Source organism: Actinosynnema sp. NPDC059335 (genome assembly GCF_042752395.1).
In the GTDB taxonomy this organism is placed as follows: domain Bacteria; phylum Actinomycetota; class Actinomycetes; order Mycobacteriales; family Pseudonocardiaceae; genus Actinosynnema.
Genome location: NZ_JBHYXZ010000009.1, coordinates 79,749 through 96,417 on the forward strand (window position 1 = coordinate 79,749; position 16,669 = coordinate 96,417).

17 protein-coding genes are annotated in these 16,669 nt (G+C 73.4%); 4 read left to right on the plus strand and 13 right to left on the minus strand.

Annotated elements, in window-relative coordinates; genetic code table 11:
• Positions 1-134 precede the first annotated feature (134 nt).
• The 5 genes from ACFXGA_RS04805 to gap all read right to left on the minus strand — a co-directional run bounded on the left by ACFXGA_RS04805 (position 135) and on the right by gap (position 3,841).
• Complete coding sequence (locus ACFXGA_RS04805) at positions 135-479, minus strand: RNA polymerase-binding protein RbpA (RefSeq protein ID WP_015103628.1); 345 nt, start codon at positions 477-479, stop codon at positions 135-137.
• 35 nt (positions 480-514) lie between these two features.
• Positions 515-748, minus strand: a complete 234-nt coding sequence (secG, locus tag ACFXGA_RS04810; protein WP_378084424.1) for a preprotein translocase subunit SecG — start codon at positions 746-748, stop codon at positions 515-517.
• 90 nt (positions 749-838) lie between these two features.
• Positions 839-1,627 (minus strand): triose-phosphate isomerase, encoded by a 789-nt coding sequence (gene tpiA, locus ACFXGA_RS04815; RefSeq protein WP_378084426.1) that lies wholly within the window; start codon positions 1,625-1,627, stop codon positions 839-841.
• On the minus strand, positions 1,627-2,814 hold the full coding sequence (locus ACFXGA_RS04820) for a phosphoglycerate kinase (RefSeq protein ID WP_378084428.1): 1,188 nt from the start codon (positions 2,812-2,814) through the stop codon (positions 1,627-1,629). Before ACFXGA_RS04820 ends, tpiA begins: the two co-directional genes overlap by 1 nt.
• A gap of 22 nt (positions 2,815-2,836) precedes the next feature.
• Positions 2,837-3,841 carry a type I glyceraldehyde-3-phosphate dehydrogenase gene (gene gap, locus ACFXGA_RS04825; protein ID WP_378084430.1) on the minus strand — a complete coding sequence of 335 codons (1,005 nt, stop codon included), beginning with the start codon at positions 3,839-3,841 and terminating at the stop codon, positions 2,837-2,839.
• A gap of 537 nt (positions 3,842-4,378) precedes the next feature.
• On the opposite strand from gap, the gene ACFXGA_RS04830 reads away from it, so the two are divergent.
• Complete coding sequence (locus ACFXGA_RS04830; protein ID WP_378084431.1) at positions 4,379-6,403, plus strand: acyltransferase family protein; 2,025 nt, start codon at positions 4,379-4,381, stop codon at positions 6,401-6,403.
• Between the two features lie 28 nt (positions 6,404-6,431).
• Here the strand turns inward: ACFXGA_RS04830 and whiA are convergent, their stop codons facing one another.
• The 7 genes from whiA to ACFXGA_RS04865 all read right to left on the minus strand — a co-directional run bounded on the left by whiA (position 6,432) and on the right by ACFXGA_RS04865 (position 13,112).
• Positions 6,432-7,418, minus strand: coding sequence for a DNA-binding protein WhiA (gene whiA / locus ACFXGA_RS04835; protein WP_378084433.1), 987 nt, complete (start codon positions 7,416-7,418; stop codon positions 6,432-6,434).
• Complete coding sequence (yvcK, locus tag ACFXGA_RS04840) at positions 7,409-8,434, minus strand: uridine diphosphate-N-acetylglucosamine-binding protein YvcK (protein ID WP_378084466.1); 1,026 nt, start codon at positions 8,432-8,434, stop codon at positions 7,409-7,411. The genes whiA and yvcK overlap by 10 nt, the downstream gene beginning before the upstream one ends.
• A 2-nt stretch (positions 8,435-8,436) precedes the next feature.
• The gene (gene rapZ, locus ACFXGA_RS04845; protein WP_378084467.1) at positions 8,437-9,294 is read right to left on the minus strand and encodes an RNase adapter RapZ; all 858 of its coding nucleotides are present in this window, start codon (positions 9,292-9,294) and stop codon (positions 8,437-8,439) included.
• Positions 9,295-9,320: 26 nt separating this feature from the next.
• Positions 9,321-11,324, minus strand: coding sequence for an excinuclease ABC subunit UvrC (gene uvrC / locus ACFXGA_RS04850; protein WP_378084435.1), 2,004 nt, complete (start codon positions 11,322-11,324; stop codon positions 9,321-9,323).
• A gap of 298 nt (positions 11,325-11,622) precedes the next feature.
• Positions 11,623-12,093: a Rieske (2Fe-2S) protein gene (locus tag ACFXGA_RS04855; protein ID WP_378084437.1), complete on the minus strand. Its 471-nt coding sequence runs from the start codon at positions 12,091-12,093 to the stop codon at positions 11,623-11,625.
• Between the two features lie 102 nt (positions 12,094-12,195).
• A complete protein-coding gene (locus ACFXGA_RS04860) occupies positions 12,196-12,606 on the minus strand; it encodes a Rieske (2Fe-2S) protein (protein WP_378084439.1) in 411 nt (136 codons plus the stop codon).
• Between the two features lie 14 nt (positions 12,607-12,620).
• Entirely contained in the window at positions 12,621-13,112 is a 492-nt protein-coding gene (locus tag ACFXGA_RS04865; protein WP_378084441.1) for a hypothetical protein, read from the minus strand.
• Positions 13,113-13,560: 448 nt separating this feature from the next.
• On the opposite strand from ACFXGA_RS04865, the gene ACFXGA_RS04870 reads away from it, so the two are divergent.
• Genes ACFXGA_RS04870 through ACFXGA_RS04880 form a run of 3 tightly spaced genes read left to right on the plus strand, consistent with a single transcriptional unit; the run spans position 13,561 to position 16,429 of the window.
• Complete coding sequence (locus tag ACFXGA_RS04870) at positions 13,561-14,946, plus strand: helix-turn-helix domain-containing protein (RefSeq protein WP_378084443.1); 1,386 nt, start codon at positions 13,561-13,563, stop codon at positions 14,944-14,946.
• A 2-nt stretch (positions 14,947-14,948) separates the two neighbouring features.
• Positions 14,949-15,431, plus strand: coding sequence for a hypothetical protein (locus ACFXGA_RS04875; protein WP_378084445.1), 483 nt, complete (start codon positions 14,949-14,951; stop codon positions 15,429-15,431).
• A 44-nt stretch (positions 15,432-15,475) separates the two neighbouring features.
• Positions 15,476-16,429 carry a helix-turn-helix transcriptional regulator gene (locus ACFXGA_RS04880; RefSeq protein ID WP_378084447.1) on the plus strand — a complete coding sequence of 318 codons (954 nt, stop codon included), beginning with the start codon at positions 15,476-15,478 and terminating at the stop codon, positions 16,427-16,429.
• On the opposite strand, the gene ACFXGA_RS04885 is transcribed toward ACFXGA_RS04880, so the two are convergent.
• Positions 16,430-16,669, minus strand: a 240-nt coding sequence (locus tag ACFXGA_RS04885; RefSeq protein ID WP_378084449.1) for a M28 family peptidase, incomplete at its 5' end; no start/stop codon positions are given. It abuts the gene before it with no gap.

A 16,669-nucleotide genomic window follows, 5' to 3' on the forward strand; every position in this document is an offset into this window, starting at 1 on the left:
GCGGGCGGCATCGGCGCGTCGGCGGCGGCGCCGCGGGGGCTGGGGCCCCACCCCCCCCCGCCCCGGGGCCGCGGGGGCCGCCGCCGCGGGGGGTGCGGGCGGGGGCCGTCCGGGCACTGCTCGCCGGAACCCGGCTAGGGCTCTTCGCGCTGCTTGCGCAGCTTGGTGAGCGCCTCCTCGAGGATCGCCTCACCGTCTGCGTCGGAGCGGCGCTCCTTCACGTACGCCAGGTGCGTCTTGTACGGCTCGTTGCGCGGCGGAGCAGGTGGCGCCTGCTCGTCACGCCCGGCCGGCAGACCGCACCGGGGGCAGTCCCAGTTCTCCGGGATCTCGGCTTCGACCGCGAACGACGGCCGAGACTCGTGCGCGTTCGCGCACCAGTACGACACCCGACGTCGGGGCGCGGACTCGCCGCGCTCCGATTCGCCCATCGGGCCTGCGCCGACGCGGGTACCGCGAATCGCGTTACCACCAGCCATCGACCCTCACACCCCCACCACGTGGTTTCCCTGTGTCAGCTGACCTTCATCAGCAGCCCGACGCCCACGATGGCGATCACCCAGACCGCGCCGACGAACAACGTCAGCCGGTCGAGGTTCTTCTCGACCACGCTGGAACCGGACAGGCTGGACTGCATGCCGCCGCCGAACAACGAGGACAGACCGCCGCCGCGCCCGCGGTGCAACAGCACGAGCAGGATGAGCAGCAGGCTGGAGACGATCAACAGGATCTGCAGGAACAGGATCATTTCTTCCTCGCTGTCAGGCAGGTGACGCCACAGAGTACCCGGTCGACTGCCGACCGTGGACCACCGCGGGTAAGGTGCGTGTCAATCACATCAGGGTAGAGGTCCGCCCGCGGCGAGCGCGCACAGCTTCGCGAACTCGTCCGCGTCCAGGCTCGCTCCACCCACCAGAGCACCGTCGACGTCCTTCTGGGCGATCAGTTCGGCGATGTTGCCGGACTTGACCGAGCCGCCGTAAAGCACTCGAACGGCCGAAGCGACGTCCTCGCCGTACAGCTCGGCGAGCTTCACCCGGATGGCGGCGCACACCTCCTGCGCGTCGGCCGACGAAGCGACCTTGCCGGTGCCGATGGCCCACACCGGTTCGTACGCCACGACGACGTCGCGCACCTGGTCGGCGGTGAGGCCCTCCAGGCCGGCGACGAGCTGCGCGGTGCAGTGCTCGACGTGGCCGCCCGCCTCGCGGACGTCCACCTGCTCGCCGAGGCAGAAGATGGGCGTGATGCCGTGCTTGAGCGCCGCCTTGACCTTGCGGTTGACGGTGGCGTCGTCCTCGTGGTGGTACTCGCGCCGCTCGGAGTGGCCCACGGTGACGTAGGAGCAGCCGAGCTTGGCGAGCATCGGGCCGGACACGTCGCCGGTGTAGGCGCCGGAGTCGTGCGGCGAGAGGTCCTGCGCGCCGTACTTGAGCAGCAGCTTGTCGCCGTCGACGAGGGTCTGGATGGACCGGATGTCGACGAACGGCGGCAGCACCGCCACCTCGACCTTGGCGAAGTACTTCTCCGGCAGGGAGAAGGCGATCTTCTGCACCAGGGCGATGGCCTCAAGGTGGTTGAGGTTCATCTTCCAGTTGCCCGCGATGAGGGGCCGGCGCTGGGCCATCAGGCGGCACCCCCGCTCGGCAGGTCTTCGTCCAGCACGGACACGCCGGGCAGTTCCTTGCCCTCGAGGTATTCCAGGGACGCGCCGCCGCCGGTGGAGATGTGCGAGAACCCGTCCTCGGGGAGGCCGAGGGCGCGCACGGCCGCGGCCGAGTCGCCGCCGCCGACCACGGTGAACGCGTCGCTCTTGACGAGCGCCTCGGCCACCGCGCGGGTGCCGCCGGAGAACGCCTCGAACTCGAACACGCCCATGGGGCCGTTCCAGAACACGGTCCGCGCGTCGGCGAGCTTGCTCGCGAACAGCTCGCGCGTCTTCGGCCCGATGTCCAGGCCCTCCCGGTCGGCCGGGATGGCGTCGGTGGGCACGACCTCGTGCTCCGCGTCGGCCGCGAAGTCGACGGCGGCGAGCACGTCGACCGGGAGCACCAGCTCGACGCCGCGCTTCTCGGCCTCGGCGAGGAAGCCGGCGACCTGCTCCAGCTGGTCCTCCTGGAGCAGCGAGCGGCCGACCTCGTGGCCCTGGGCCTTGAGGAAGGTGTAGGCCATGCCGCCGCCGATGAGGAGGCGGTCGACCTTGGTGAGCAGGTTCGCGATGACGCCGAGCTTGTCGGAGACCTTCGCGCCGCCGAGGACGACGACGTAGGGGCGCTGGGTGTCGTCGGTGAGCTTGCGCAGCACCTCGACCTCGGCCAGCACGAGGCCGCCCGCGTAGTGCGGGAGCTTCCGGGCCACGTCGTAGACGGACGCCTGCTTGCGGTGCACGACGCCGAAGCCGTCGGAGACGAACGCGTCGGCCTTGGCGGCCAGCTCGTCGGCGAGGGCGGCGCGTTCGGCGTCGTCCTTGCTGGTCTCGCGGGCGTCGAAGCGGATGTTCTCCAGCAGCACGACGGTGCCGTCGCCGGCGGTCTCGGTGCCCAGCCGGACGTCCTGGCCGAGCAGCTCGCCGAGGCGCTTGGCGACGGGGGCGAGGGAGAACTTGGGGTCGGGCTCGCCCTTGGGGCGGCCCAGGTGGGCGGCGACCAGGACGCGGGCGCCCGCGTCCACGAGTGCCTTGATGGTGGGCACCGAGGCGCGGACGCGGCCGTCGTCGGTGATGCGGTCGCCGTCGAGGGGGACGTTCAGGTCGGCGCGCACGAGGACGCGCCGACCCGAGACTCCCTCGCCGAGGAGATCGTCGAGAGTCTTCACAGCGAGTGGTCCGCCTGTTCGGTCAGAGCTTGCTGGCGACGAGGTTGACCAGGTCGGCGAGGCGGTTGGAGTAGCCCCACTCGTTGTCGTACCAGCCGACGACCTTGACCTGGTTGCCGATGACCTTGGTCAGCGGCGCGTCGTAGATGCAGGACGCCGGGTCGGTGACGATGTCGGCCGACACGATCGGGTCGGTGCTGTAGCGCAGGTAGCCCTTGAGCGGGCCGTCGGCGGCGGCCTTGTAGGCGGCGTTGACCTCGTCCACGGTGACCTCGCGGCCGACGGTGACGGTGAGGTCGGTGGCCGAGCCGGTGGGCACGGGCACGCGGAGGGCGTAGCCGTCGAGCTTGCCCTTCAGCTCGGGCAGGACCAGGCCGATGGCCTTGGCGGCGCCGGTGCTGGTGGGCACGATGTTCAGCGCGGCGGCACGGGCGCGGCGCAGGTCCTTGTGCGGCGCGTCCTGGAGGTTCTGGTCCTGGGTGTAGGCGTGGATCGTGGTCATGAGACCGCGCTCGATGGTGAAGCTGTCGTGCAGCACCTTGGCCAGCGGGGCCAGGCAGTTGGTGGTGCACGAGGCGTTCGAGATGACGGTCTGCGAGCCGTCGTACTGGTCGTCGTTCGCGCCCAGCACCACGGTGAGGTCCTCGCCCTTGGCCGGGGCGGAGATGATGACCTTCTTGGCGCCGCCCTCGTCGACGTGCTTGCGGGCGGCGGCCGCGTCGGTGAAGAAGCCGGTCGACTCGACGACGACGTCGACGCCCAGGTCCTTCCAGGGCAGCTTGCCCGGGTCGCGCTCGGCCAGCGCCTTGATGACCTTGCCGTCGACCGCGATGCCCTCGTCGGTCACGGTCACCTCGCCGTCGAGGCGGCCGAGGATGGAGTCGTACTTGAGCAGGTGGGCCATGGTGTTGACGTCACCGAGGTCGTTGAAGGCGACGATCTCGATGTCGTGCCCGCTGGCCTGAACGGCGCGCCAGAAGTTGCGACCGATGCGGCCGAAACCATTGACACCTACGCGAACCGTCACGGTGAGTCTCCTCGGTACTCGACTGGCGTTGTCCGCCAGGGGCGTGCAGTCATGGGCTGACCAGGCAGCCGAGAGCCAGCCTAGCCTCCGGCTTGCGTGCCTGGTCACGTGGACCACCAGGATCTCTTTATCGAACAAGAAAATCCAGCTCGACCGGCTTGTTACCTCGCGGTAACACGGTGGCGGGGACTTCGGTACCCCGCAGTGCGGGTCCGCCGTGCCTCGGTGCGCGCCTTGCCCGTCCTCAGCCTAGGACGGTCGCCGGCCGGGCGCAGCGTGTGCGCAGCGTGACGGCGACGGGTGTCCTGAACGTTGAACTCGGGGGTCCTGAACGTAGGACTCACGCGACGCGAACGTAGGACACGCGCGTTCTGAAGGGAGGACACGCGCGGTCTGGAGGGAGGACACGCGAGGTGGTTCGTCACACTTGGGTGAAGTGGTGAACACTCCGTCACGCGGTCGGGTTACGCTGCGCGGCATTTTCCGAACTTCCCGTGGCGGTGATCTGTGGCTGTAGTGGCCGACGAACCCTCTCGCGTGGACGCACCACCCCGTCGGGAACGCACCGCCAGGGCGGACATCCAGGGCATGCGCGCGCTGGCCGTGGGCCTGGTCGTCTGCTACCACCTGCGGCCCGACTGGCTGCCCGGTGGTTTCGTCGGCGTGGACGTCTTCTTCGTGATCTCCGGGTTCCTGATCATCGGCGCGCTCACCGCGGAGGTGCGGCGCACCGGTCGGGTGCGGCTGCTCGACTTCTACGCGCGGCGGATCCGCCGGCTCCTGCCGGCCGCCACGGTCGTGCTGCTGGCGATCGCGGTCGCGGTGTTCGCGCTGCTGCCGGCGTCGCGGTGGCCCGCCGTGCTGCGCGAGGTGGTGTTCTCGGCGGTCAACGCGCAGAACTGGCTGCTGGCCGTGCTGTCGAACGACTACGGGCACGCCACCGTCGGCGCGTCGCCGGTGCAGCACTTCTGGTCGCTGGCCGTGGAGGAGCAGTTCTACCTGGTCATCCCGCTGGTGCTGCTGGTCGCGGCCGGGTCGGCGGCACGGCGCGGCGCGGGCCCGGTGCGCTGGGCGGTGGTCGCGGTCGCCGCGGTCACGGTCGCGTCGTTCGCGTTCTCGGTCTGGTACACCCCGGTCGACCCCGGCGCGGCGTACTTCATCACGCCGACCCGGATGTGGCAGCTGGGCGTGGGCGGCCTGGCCGCGATGGTGCTGCCCCGGCTGCGGCCGGGCCGGGGCGCGCGGCTGCTGCTCGGCTGGGGCGGCCTGGCCGTGATCCTGGCGAGCGCGGTGCGGCTCGGCACCGACCTGCCGTTCCCCGGCTGGCTCGCGGCGCTGCCGACGCTCGGCGCGGTCGCCGTGCTGGTCGCCCGGGACGAGTCGGTGGCCCGCGTGCTGGGCGTGCGCCCGCTGACCTACGTCGGCGACATCTCCTACAGCCTGTACCTGTGGCACTGGCCCGTGATCGTGTTCCTGCTGGAGCTGACCGCGCGGCAGGCGCTGACGCTGCGCCAGGTCGCGGTGGCCGCCGTGCTGAGCCTGGTGCTGGCGGCGCTGTCCAAGCACTTCGTCGAGGACCCGTTCCGGCGGGAGCGGGAGCGCCGCCGCAGGCGCACGACGTACGGGCTGGGCGCGGCCATGGTCGCGGTGACCGTGGCGGTCGCCGGGGGCGGCTGGGCGTCGGCCGAGTCCACGCTGGCCGCGCTGCGCGGCCAGTCGGTCATCGACGCCGACCACCCCGGCGCGCTCGCGCTCGACCGGGACGACCCCCGCCCGGCGCCGTCCGGGGTCTCGCTCGTGCCCGCGCCCGCCGTGGCGGAGGAGGACTGGCCGCGCAACGAGTGCGCCACCCGCGACTTCGGCGACGGGGTCACGTCGTGCGAGTTCGGCGCGGCCGACGCGACGAAGACCGCGGTCATCGTGGGCGACTCGCACGCCTTCCAGTTCAGCACCGCCCTGGCCGAGTTCACCCGGCGCGAGGGCGGGGACCGGTGGCGGGTGCACGTCATGGTGCGCAACGGCTGCCCGTTCTCGTCGGTGCCCCCGACCGAGTCGGGGACGCCGCTGACCGTCTGCTCCGACGAGAACCTGAAGAAGCTCGACCACATCCGCGCGATGAAGCCGGACCTGGTGGTCGCGGCGGCCATGTCGCCGGAGTCCTACCTCCAGGACCTCAAGTGGACGTGGGACCCGAAGGCCATGGTCGAGGGCTACCGGACGGTGCTGAGCGCGCTGTCGGACGCGGACATCCCGGTCGCGGTGATCCGCGAGCTGCCCCGGCCCGCGATGCTGGTCGGGCCCTGCCTGGAGCGCAACCCCGACGAGCCCGGCCGGTGCGACACGCCCCGCGACGAGGCCATCGGGTCGGCCTCGGACCCGCTGGCCGAGGCCGCGACCGGGTTGCGGGGCGTGCGGGTGGTCGACCTGACCGACTCGATCTGCCGGTCCGACGTGTGCCCCGGCGTGGTCGGCAACGTCGTCGTCTACCGCAACAACCACCTGACCGACACCTACGTCCGGTCGATGGTCGCCCCGTTCGTGACCGCCCTGGGCCTGCGCTAGCGGCGCCGGCCGCCGGGCGGGTCCGGGGTCACACCTCGGCGTCGAGCATGTCCGCGGTCACGGCGGACTCGGTGTCGGGCATGCCCAGCTCCTTGGCCCGCTTGTCGGCCATCGCCAGCAGGCGGCGGATGCGGCCCGCGACGGCGTCCTTCGTCATCTGCGGTTCGGAGAGCTGGCCCAGCTCCTCCAGCGACGCCTGCCGGTGCGCGAGCCGCAGCGCGCCGGCCGCGGCCAGGTGGTCGGGCGCCTCGGGGCCGAGGATCTCCAGGGCGCGCTGCACCCGCGCCGCCGCGGCCACCGCGGCGCGGGCCGAGCGGCGGAGGTTCGCGTCGTCGAAGTTCGCCAGCCGGTTCGCCGTCGCCCGCACCTCGCGGCGCATCCGGCGCTCCTCCCAGGCCAGCACGCTGTCGTGCGCGCCGAGCCTGGTCAGCATCGCGCCGATCGCGTCGCCGTCCCTGATCACCACGCGTTCCGCGCCGCGCACCTCGCGCGACTTCGAGCCGATGCCCATCCGCCGGGCCGCGCCGACCAGCGCCAACGCCGCCTCGGGGCCGGGGCAGGTCACCTCCATGGACGACGACCGGCCCGGTTCGGTCAGCGAGCCGTGCGCCAGGAACGCGCCGCGCCACGCCGCCTCGGCGTCGCACACCCCGCCGGACACGACCGGCGCGGGCAGGCCGCGCACCGGGCGTCCGCGCGGGTCGAGCAGGCCCGTCTGCCGGGCCAGCCCCTCGCCGTCCTTGACCACGCGCACCACGAACCGGGTGCCCTTGCGCAGGCCGCTGGAGGTGATGGTGAACACGTCGGACTGGTGCCCGTACAGCTCGTGGATCTCCCGGCGCAGCCGCCGCGCCGTGGAGCCCAGGTCCAGCTCCGCCTCGACGACCACGCGGCCGCCGACGATGTGCAGGCCGCCCGCGAACCGCAGCAGGGACGCGACCTCCGCGCGGCGGCAGCAGGTCTTGGCGACGGCCAGCCTGCTCAGCTCGTCCTTCACCGCCGACGTCATCGCCACGGCGCCTCGCCTCCCCTGCTCGTCCGGTCTTCCTGGAGGGTTGTACTCGACGCCCCGCCGGTCCCGTCACCAGGGCCGGCCAACGCGCGCGTGATGCCCAGCGCCAGCGCCGCCGGGTCATGGCGGTCCGGCGCGCCCGCCACCGCGATGGGCGCGAGGTGCGCGGTGGCCCCGAGAGCTGCGGCGGCCCGGCGCAGCCGGTCCGGGACGGGCACCGCGTCGACGTCCGCGATCACCGCGTCCACGCGCAAACGCGGCGCGTGCTCGCACAGCACGTCCAGGTGCAGCTCCGGCGAGAAGCCGTCGGTTTCGCCCGGTTGGGGGACGAGGTTGAGCACCACGACCTTGCGCGCCGAGGTGCGCACCAGCGCGTCGTGCAGCTCCGGCACGAGCAGGTGCGGCAGCACGCTGGTGAACCACGACCCGGGCCCGAGCAGCACGACGTCGGCGGACAGCACCGCCTCGACCGCCTGCGCGCAGCCGCGCGGCGCCTCCCCCGGGCCGCCGGGCCCGTACAGGCGGATCCGCTGCACCCGGCCCGGCGTGGTGGCGATCGCCACCTGGCCGCGGATGCGGCGCACCACGTCGGCGTCGTCGTCCAGCCCGGTCACGTCGGCCTCGATCGACAGCGGCTCCGGGCACATCGGCAGCACCCGGCCGCGCACGCCGAGCAGCCGGCCCGCCTCCTCCAGCACCGCGACCGGGTCGCCGAGCTGTTCCAGCAGCCCGGCCAGCACGAGGTTGCCCACCGCGTGCCCGGCGAGCGCGCCCGTGCCGCCGAACCGGTGCTGGAACAGCGTCGACCACATCGCGCTGGACGGGTCGTCGCCCGCCAGCGCCACCATCGCCTTGCGCAGGTCGCCGGGCGGCAGCAGGCCCAGCTCGCGGCGCAGCCGCCCCGAGGAGCCGCCGTCGTCGGCGACCGTCACCACCGCCGTGACGTCGTCGGTCAGCCGCCGCAGGGCGGTGAGGGTGGCGTGCAGCCCGTGCCCACCGCCCAGCGCTACCGCTCTCAGGCTCACTCGCGTCCCAGGTCCCGGTGCACGACCTTGACGGCCATGCCGTCCTCGCTGGCCAGCCGGCCCGCCAGCTCCTCGGAGATGGCGACGCTGCGGTGCTTGCCGCCGGTGCAGCCCACCGCCAGCGTCAGGTACCGCTTGCCCTCGCGCCGGTAGCCGGCGCCGATGAGCCGCAGCAGCTCGTGGTAGCGGTCGAGGAACTCGTCCGCGCCCTCCTGGGTGAGCACGTAGTTGCGCACGTCGCCGTCCAGGCCGGTCTGCTCGCGCAGCTCCGGGATCCAGAACGGGTTCGGCAGGAACCGCACGTCCATGACCAGGTCGGCGTCCATCGGCAGGCCGTACTTGTAGCCGAACGACAGCACCGTGACCCGGGTCCGGGTCGCCGACTCGGTGCCGAACGTGTCCTCGATCTTGGCCCGGAGCTGGTGCACCGACAGCGCCGAGGTGTCCAGCACCAGGTCGGCTTCCTCGCGCAGCGGGGTGAGCAGCATCCGCTCGGCCTCGATGCCGTCGGCGAGCCGGCCGTCCGCCTGGAGCGGGTGGCCGCGCCGCACCGACTCGAACCGGCGGATCAGCACGTCGTCGGTGGCCTCCAGGAACAGCACCTTCGGCTTGTAGCCGCGCGCGTCCAGGTCCTTGATCACCGAGGCCAGGTCCTCGGTGAACGCGCGGCTGCGCACGTCCATCACCACGGCGACCCGGGTGATGGCGCCCCTGGCCTGCGCGCCCAGCTCCACCATGGTCGCGATCAGCTCGGGCGGCAGGTTGTCCACCACGAACCACCCGAGGTCCTCCAGGCACTTCGCGGCCGTGCTGCGGCCCGCTCCCGACAGGCCGGTCACCACCGCGACTTCGATGCCGGACTTCTCGCCGGCCGGTGCGCTCACTTGTACTCCCGTCGGTGTTCGACCACCGGCCCTGCCGCCGGTGGCCCGATCTTCGACTCCGCCGGCGGCGGCCCGGCGCGGTCCGCGCCCAGCGTCGCGCGCACGGCCTCCGCGGTGCGCCGGCCCACCCCCGGCACGCCGCTGATCTCCTCGACGCTCGCCTCGCGCAGCTTCTTCAGTGAGCCGAAGTGCTTCAGCAGCGCGGCCTTGCGCGTCTGCCCCAGGCCGGGCACGTCGTCCAGCGCGGACGTCGTCATCCGCTTGGACCGCTTCTGCCGGTGGTAGGCGATGGCGAACCGGTGCGCCTCGTCGCGCACGCGTTGCAGCAGGTAGAGGGCCTCGCTGGTGCGGGGCAGGATCACCGGGTCGGGCTCGCCGGGCACCCAGACCTCCTCCAACCGCTTCGCCAGGCCGACCACCGCGACGTCGGTGATGCCGAGTTCCGCCAAGACGTCGGAGGCTACCTGCGCCTGCGCCGCGCCGCCGTCCACGACCAGCAGGTTCGGCGCGTAGGCGAACTTGCGCGGCCGGCCGGTCTCCGGGTCGATGCCGGGGGTCGGGCCGCCGTCGTCCTTGTTGTCCCGCAGGTACGCCTGGAACCGGCGGCGGACCACCTCGGCGATCGAGCCGACGTCGCCCTGCTCGGCGCCCTCGCGCACGGCGAACCGCCGGTACTCGGACTTGCGCGCCAGGCCGTCCTCGAACACCACCAGCGACGCCACCACGTCCGTGCCCTGCACGTGGCTGATGTCGGTGCACTCGATGCGCAGCGGCGCGGTGTCGAGCCCCAGCGCCTCCTGCAGCTCCTGCAGCGCGGCCGACCGGGCCGTCAGGTCGCCCGCGCGGCGCAGCTTGTGCTGCTGGAACGCCTCCTTGGCGTTGCGCTCCACGGTCTCCATGAGGGCCCGCTTGTCGCCGCGCTGCGGCACCCGCAGCACGACCTTGCCGCCGCGCAGGCCCGACAGCCACTTCTCGACCGCCTCGGCGTCGTCGGGCAGCTCCGGCACCAGCACCTCGCGCGGCACCGGCGCCGACTCCACGCCGCTGACCCGGGCCGACTCGACCTGCTCGCCGTAGAACTGGGTGACGAACTGGTCCACCAGGCCGGTCACGCCGATCTCGTCCACCTTGTCGACCACCCAGCCGCGCTGGCCGCGCACCCGGCCGCCGCGCACGTGGAAGACCTGGACCGACACCTCCAGCTCGTCCTGCGCGAACGCGACCACGTCGGCGTCCGTGCCGTCGCCGAGCACCACGGCCTGCTTCTCCAGGGCGCGCTTGAGGGCGGCCTGGTCGTCGCGCAGGCGGGCGGCCTTCTCGAACTCCAGCTCCTCGGCGGCGGCGGTCATCTCGCGTTCCAGCCGGCGCACCATCGAGTCGGTCTTGCCGGCCAGGAAGTCGCAGAAGTCCTCGACGATGGCGCGGTGCTCGTCCGCGCTGACCCGGCCGACGCACGGCGCGGAGCACTTGTCGATGTAGCCGAGCAGGCACGGCCTGCCGATCTGGCCGTGCCGCTTGAACACGCCGGCCGAGCAGGTGCGGGCCGGGAAGACGCGCAGGAGCAGGTCCAGCGTCTCCCGGATCGCCCACGCGTGCGCGTACGGGCCGAAGTAGCGCACGCCCTTGCGGCGCGGGCCGCGGTAGACGTGCAGCCGCGGGAACTCCTCGTTCATCGTCACGGCGAGGACCGGGTAGGACTTGTCGTCGCGGTAGCGGACGTTGAACCGCGGGTCGAACTCCTTGATCCAGTTGTACTCGAGCTGGAGGGCCTCCACCTCGGTGCCGACCACGGTCCACTCGACGCTCGCGGCCGTGGTCACCATCTGCCGGGTGCGCGGGTGCAGGCCGGCGATGTCGGCGAAGTACGAGTTCAGGCGCTGCCGCAGGCTCTTGGCCTTGCCGACGTACACCACGCGGCCCGCGGCGTCGCGGAACTTGTACACGCCGGGTGCTTCGGGGATGGTGCCTGTCGCGGGGCGATAGGTCGACGGATCGGCCACACGCAAAGGGTACGTGGAGGGACCGACAAGCCGGCCGAGACCGACCCCGCGCCGGGTCGGCCCGATCTGCTAGCGGCGGCCCCGCCCGGTCGGGCGGCCGGGTCGGGCAGCTCGGTCAGGCGGCCCCGTCTGCCACTGGCGGCCCCGCCCGGGGTCAGGCGGCCGGGTCTGCCCGCGGCGACCTCGGCCGGGGGCGGCCCCGTCAGACGGCCGGACCTGCCGGCGGCGGCCCCGCCCGGTCGGGCGGCCGGATCGGACAGTGGCCCCGGCCGGGGGGCGGCCCGGCCGGGCGGCCCCGTCAGGCCGGCACGACCTGGCCGGCCTCGACCTTCACCGGCACCTCCGTCAGGCCCCGGGTGGCCGGTCCCTTGGTGACGGCGCCGTCGGCGGCGTTGAACGTGCTGCCGTGGTTCGGGCAGGTGATCACGCCGTTCTCCGGCGGCGAGACGGCCGTCCCCTGGTGGGGGCACGTGGCGTCGTACGCCTTGACGGTGTCGCCGGTGCGGACCAGCACGAGCGGCTTGCTGTCGGCCGGGTTGCCGGCGATCAGGCCGCCGCCGTCGGGCACGTCGGCCAGCGCGGCGATGATCGGCGGGCCGGCCGGGGTGGTCGCGCCGCCCGCCGCGGTGCCGCCGGCGGTGCCGGTCGTGCCGGTGGTGGGGGTCGAGCCGCTGCTGCACGCGGCGAGGCCGCCCGGCACCGCGAGCGCGACGAGCACGCCGCACAGCACCGAGCGGCGGGACAGCCCCGCGTTCTCCGTGACGCTCACAACAGGTCCTCCGCTGTTCGTGGTGGGTGGTCGTTCGGCCACACAGGCAATACGACACCACGTGAAGCGGGGTTCAACACACCATCGGTTGAGACGACTTCTTCAGGAAAGCACCACGTCGGCGCCGGACACGGCGACCGCCACCTCGGCCAGCCCGCGCGGCGACGGGCCGTCCAGCACCGCGCCCGAGGAGGCGTCGAACGCGCTGCGGTGCGTCGGGCAGGTGATCACGCCCTTGGCGGGCGGGTTCACCGTCGTGCCCTGGTGCGGACAGGTCGGGTCGAACGCCCGCACCTCCGACTCCGACGGCCTGACCAGCAACAACTGGCCGTCGGGGCCGACGTCGACGAGCGCGCCGGAGCCGACCGGCACGTCGGCGAGCCCGGCGATCCGGTCACCCGGTCGGGCGGAGCCGACGCCGGGTCGCCGCGTCGGCGCGCCCGCACCGCAGGCGGTCAGGGGCGCGCCGGCGGTGAGGGCGAGCAGTCCGCACAGCAGCGTCCGTCGGTCCACCCGCCCATCTTCGCCTACTGGTCCCGGGCGACCGCCGTCCGGGCCAGCGCCAGCACCGCGGTGAACGGCGGGAACCAGTGCCGCGAGTGCGACGGCGGGTTCGCCCACCGCAGCGACCCGTACCGGGTCATCGTGGGCGGCAGCGCGATGCGCTGCGGCGAGCGGACGAACTGGACCTCGGCCGGCGCCTTCAGGTGCGTGGGCAGCAGGGCAACCAGCTCGGCGAGGAAGATCCAGTGCTCCCGCGGGCCCGGGATGACGGTGACGGGCCCGGCGAGCATCCTGGCCTTGAGGTCGGCCAGGACGCGCGAACCGATGCGGGCGGGCATGGCCAGGGCGGTGGTGGCGGGGCCCAGCGGCAGGAACACGCCCTGCTCGGTGACGGACACCTTCCAGCCCAGCAACCGGTAACCCGCGATCGCCTCGCCGAGTGCCTGCTGGTGCGCGCGGTCGCGCGGCCCGTACCGCGGGCCGTTGTCTGCGGTGGTTGCGGCGGTGATGCTCATCGGCGGAGGTCCCTCCCCGGTCGGGTGGAGCGGGCGTTGTGCGCGGGCCGCGCGGGGGTCGTCCCGGCACTGGCACACCACGCAGCGTCCGACCGGTCGGGGCTTTTCACCACACCGTTGTCGGGTCGGATCCATGCACCGGGCGGATGCCGTCCATCCGGCACGCGACGTCGCACGGCCGCAAATCGGCGGTCCACCGCGCCTTATGCACGAAATGCATGGACTCCTGATCACATCTCCCTACACTGGTGAGCACGCTCAGTGACGGGAGCGAGCCATGGAACGGAAAGCTCGGAGAGCAGCCAGTACCAGGCGCGCATGCCCGTTGTGCGGGGCGTTGATCGCCGCCGACAACACCGACCGGCTCTGCCAGCGCTGTCGCCGCAACGCTCGGACCGAGCTGTACGGACCACCCGACGTCCCCGGGGAGTTCTGGGACCACGAGGCGATGGCTGCCGCGTTCGCCGACCGGAACATGGGTGCCCTCCTCGCCGCCTACCGGCACCACCCCCAGCACGTCAGTCGCGTCACCCAAGACCGCATGGCGTCCTGGCTGGGGATCTCCCAGGCGCAGCTCTCGCGGTACGAGACCGGGGAGAACCCGATCGACCGGATCGACCGCCTGCGCCACTTCGCGCGCGTGCTCGCCATCCCGGCCGACCGGCTGTGGTTCGACCGCGTCGGAATCCCAAGCCAGGCGGACGCCGCTCGCGGCGCCCCGCCCGATGTGCTCGCCGCGGCGTGGGACGCGTCGAGCATTGCCAGATCGGTTGAGGAGACGGCGAGGAACGACTTGGCGATCAGCAGACGAGCGGCGCTCACCGGAGCCGCCGCGGTGGCGATGGGTCCCGCACTGGTCGAACCGTTGCAGCGGTGGCTGCACCCCTTGCAGCCCCTGTCCAAGTGGTCGTCCAGCGCGGCGATCAGCCAGGAGGAGCTGGCGGCGTTGCAGCACGTCGCCGACGGGCTGCGCGGGTGGGGCGGCCGGGGCGGGTACGGGCTCGCGCGCAAGGCGGTGCTCGGCCAGTTGGAGGAGCTGGCCGAACGGCTGTCCCGCGCGCCGGCCGGCCCCACCACGGAACGGGCCTTCTTCATCGGGGCCGAGCTGTCCAAGGTCGCGGCCAGCATGTCGTGGGACGCGGGCATGCACGACGCGGCCCAGCGGTACTACGTGCTCGGGGTGCGCATGGCGAAGGCGGGCCGCAACGACCCGTTCGCCGCGCTGTGCCTGGCCGCGATGGCCAGGCAGATGTTCGACCTGGGCCGGCCCGAGGACGGTTTAGAACTGGTGCAACTGGGCCAGTACGGCACCAGGCGCACCGCGACGCCGACGTTGCAGGCCCTGCTGCTCACCCGCGAGGCGTGGGCGTACGCCCAGATGGGTCGGGTGCGGGAGTTCCACCGGGCGGTCGGGCAGGCGCAGGACAGCTTCGCGCAGCGGCGGCCGGGGTCGGACCCGTGGTGGCTCGACTCGTTCGACGAGGCGGAGCTGGAAGGGGTCATCGGGGCCCGCATGCGGGACCTGGCCGGGCACGACCCGCGGCAGGCGCCGCTGGCCGAGGCGCACATCCGGCGGGCGCTGGACCTGCGCGACCCGGCCCGGGTGCGCAACCGGGCGTTCGACGTCATCGGGCTGGCCCGCACGAAGATGGTCGCGGGCGAGCCCGAGGAGGCGTGCGGGCTGATCCAGCAGGTGCTGCCGACGGCGGCGGGCCTGGCGTCCGGGCGGGTGGTGCGCAAGCTCCAGGACTTCGCCAAGGAGGCGGAGCGGCACCGCGACCTGGCGGTCGTGCGCGACACCCGTGAGGCGATCCGCGGGGTGCGGACGGCCTAGTGATGCGGGTGGGAGTCACCGGGCACAGCAAGCTGGCGCCCGACTGCGTCGACGCCGTGCGCGAGGCCATCCGCGCGGCGTTGGAGGCCGAGGCGGCGGGCGGGTCATCCCTGGTCGGGGTGACCTGCCTGGCGCCGGGCGCGGACCAGCTGTTCGCGCGGGTGGTGCTGGAGCTGGGCGGCCGGGTCGAGGTCGTGCTGCCCGCCATGGACTACCGGGAGCGGCTGAAACCGGAGAAGCGGGCCGACTACGACGAGCTGCTCGCCAAGGCGGACGTGGTCAGCGTGCTGCCCAACGAGCTGTCGGGGCGGCACGCGTACGTGATGGCGAACGAGCGGATGCTCGCGTCCGTGGAGCTGCTCGTCGCGGTGTGGGACGGGCAGCCGCCGGACGGGCGCGGCGGCACGGCCGACGTCGTGGAGACGGCCCGCGCGTCGGGCGTGCCCGTGGTGGTCGTGTGGCCGGAAGGGGCGCGGCGCGGGTGAACGCGGCCGGCCGTCGCCCGCGGCGGCAGGCAGACTGCGGCCCCATGCTGGAGACCTCGGCCCGCCTGCTCAGGCTGCTGTCGCTGTTGCAGGGCCGCCGCGACTGGACCGGCGCGGACCTCGCGCGGCGGCTCGGCGTGGACGTGCGGACCGTGCGGCGGGACGTGGACAAGCTGCGCACCCTCGGCTACCCGGTCAACGCCGCGCCGGGCGTGTCGGGCGGCTACCAGCTCGGCGCGGGCGCGGAGCTGCCGCCGCTGCTGCTGGACGACGACGAGGCGGTGGCGGTCGCGGTCGGGCTGCGGACCGCCGCCAACGGCAGCGTGGCGGGCATCGAGGAGACGTCCGTGCGGGCGTTGGCGAAGCTGGAGCAGGTGCTGCCGTCCCGGCTGCGCCGCCGGGTGAACGCGCTGCAGGCGCACACCGTCGCGCTGCCGACCCGGGGCGCCCGGGTGGACGCGGGCACGTTGACCGCGATCGCGGGCGCGTGCCGCGACCACCAGCGGCTGCGGTTCGGGTACGCCGGGCGGGACGGCGCGACCCGCCGCCACGTCGAGCCGCTGGGCCTGGCCCACACCGGGCGGCGGTGGTACCTGGTGGCGTGGGACGTGGACAAGGCGGACTGGCGCACGTTCCGGGTGGACCGGATCGGGGACGAGCCGGCGCCGGGCGCGCGGTTCACCCCGCGCGAGCCGCCGGCGGACGACCTGGCGTCGTACGTGGCGCGGCAGCTGTCGGTGGCGGCCTACCAGCACGAAGCCCGGCTGATCATGCACGCGCCGCACGACGTGGTCGCGGCCCGCACCTCCTACACGTCGGTGCAGCTGGAGCGGATCGACGGGCAGCGGACCCGGTTGACGGTCGGCACGCCCGCGCTGGAGGACGTCGGGCCGTGGATCGCGATGATCGGCGTCGACTTCGAGGTCGAGGGCCCGGAGGAGCTGAAGCAGCACCTCCGGGCCGCGGCCGAGCGCCTGCTGCGGGCCGCCGGGCCGTGATCAGCCGCGGGTGCGGGCCAGGCGGTACGCGGCGGAGCCGATCAGCTCCAGCGAGATCTGCAGCCGGTCCGGGCTCACGTTCTGCGCGATCGTGTCCTCGGGGGTGTGGTAGAGCGGTTCCAGCTCGTGCGGGCCGCCCTCGCCGCGCCAGCTGAAGTTCGCCGCGGCGATCCCGCGCTCGTGGAACGGCACGTGGTCGCTGCTGCCGCGCGGCACCGGGCCGTGCACCTGCGACCCGTA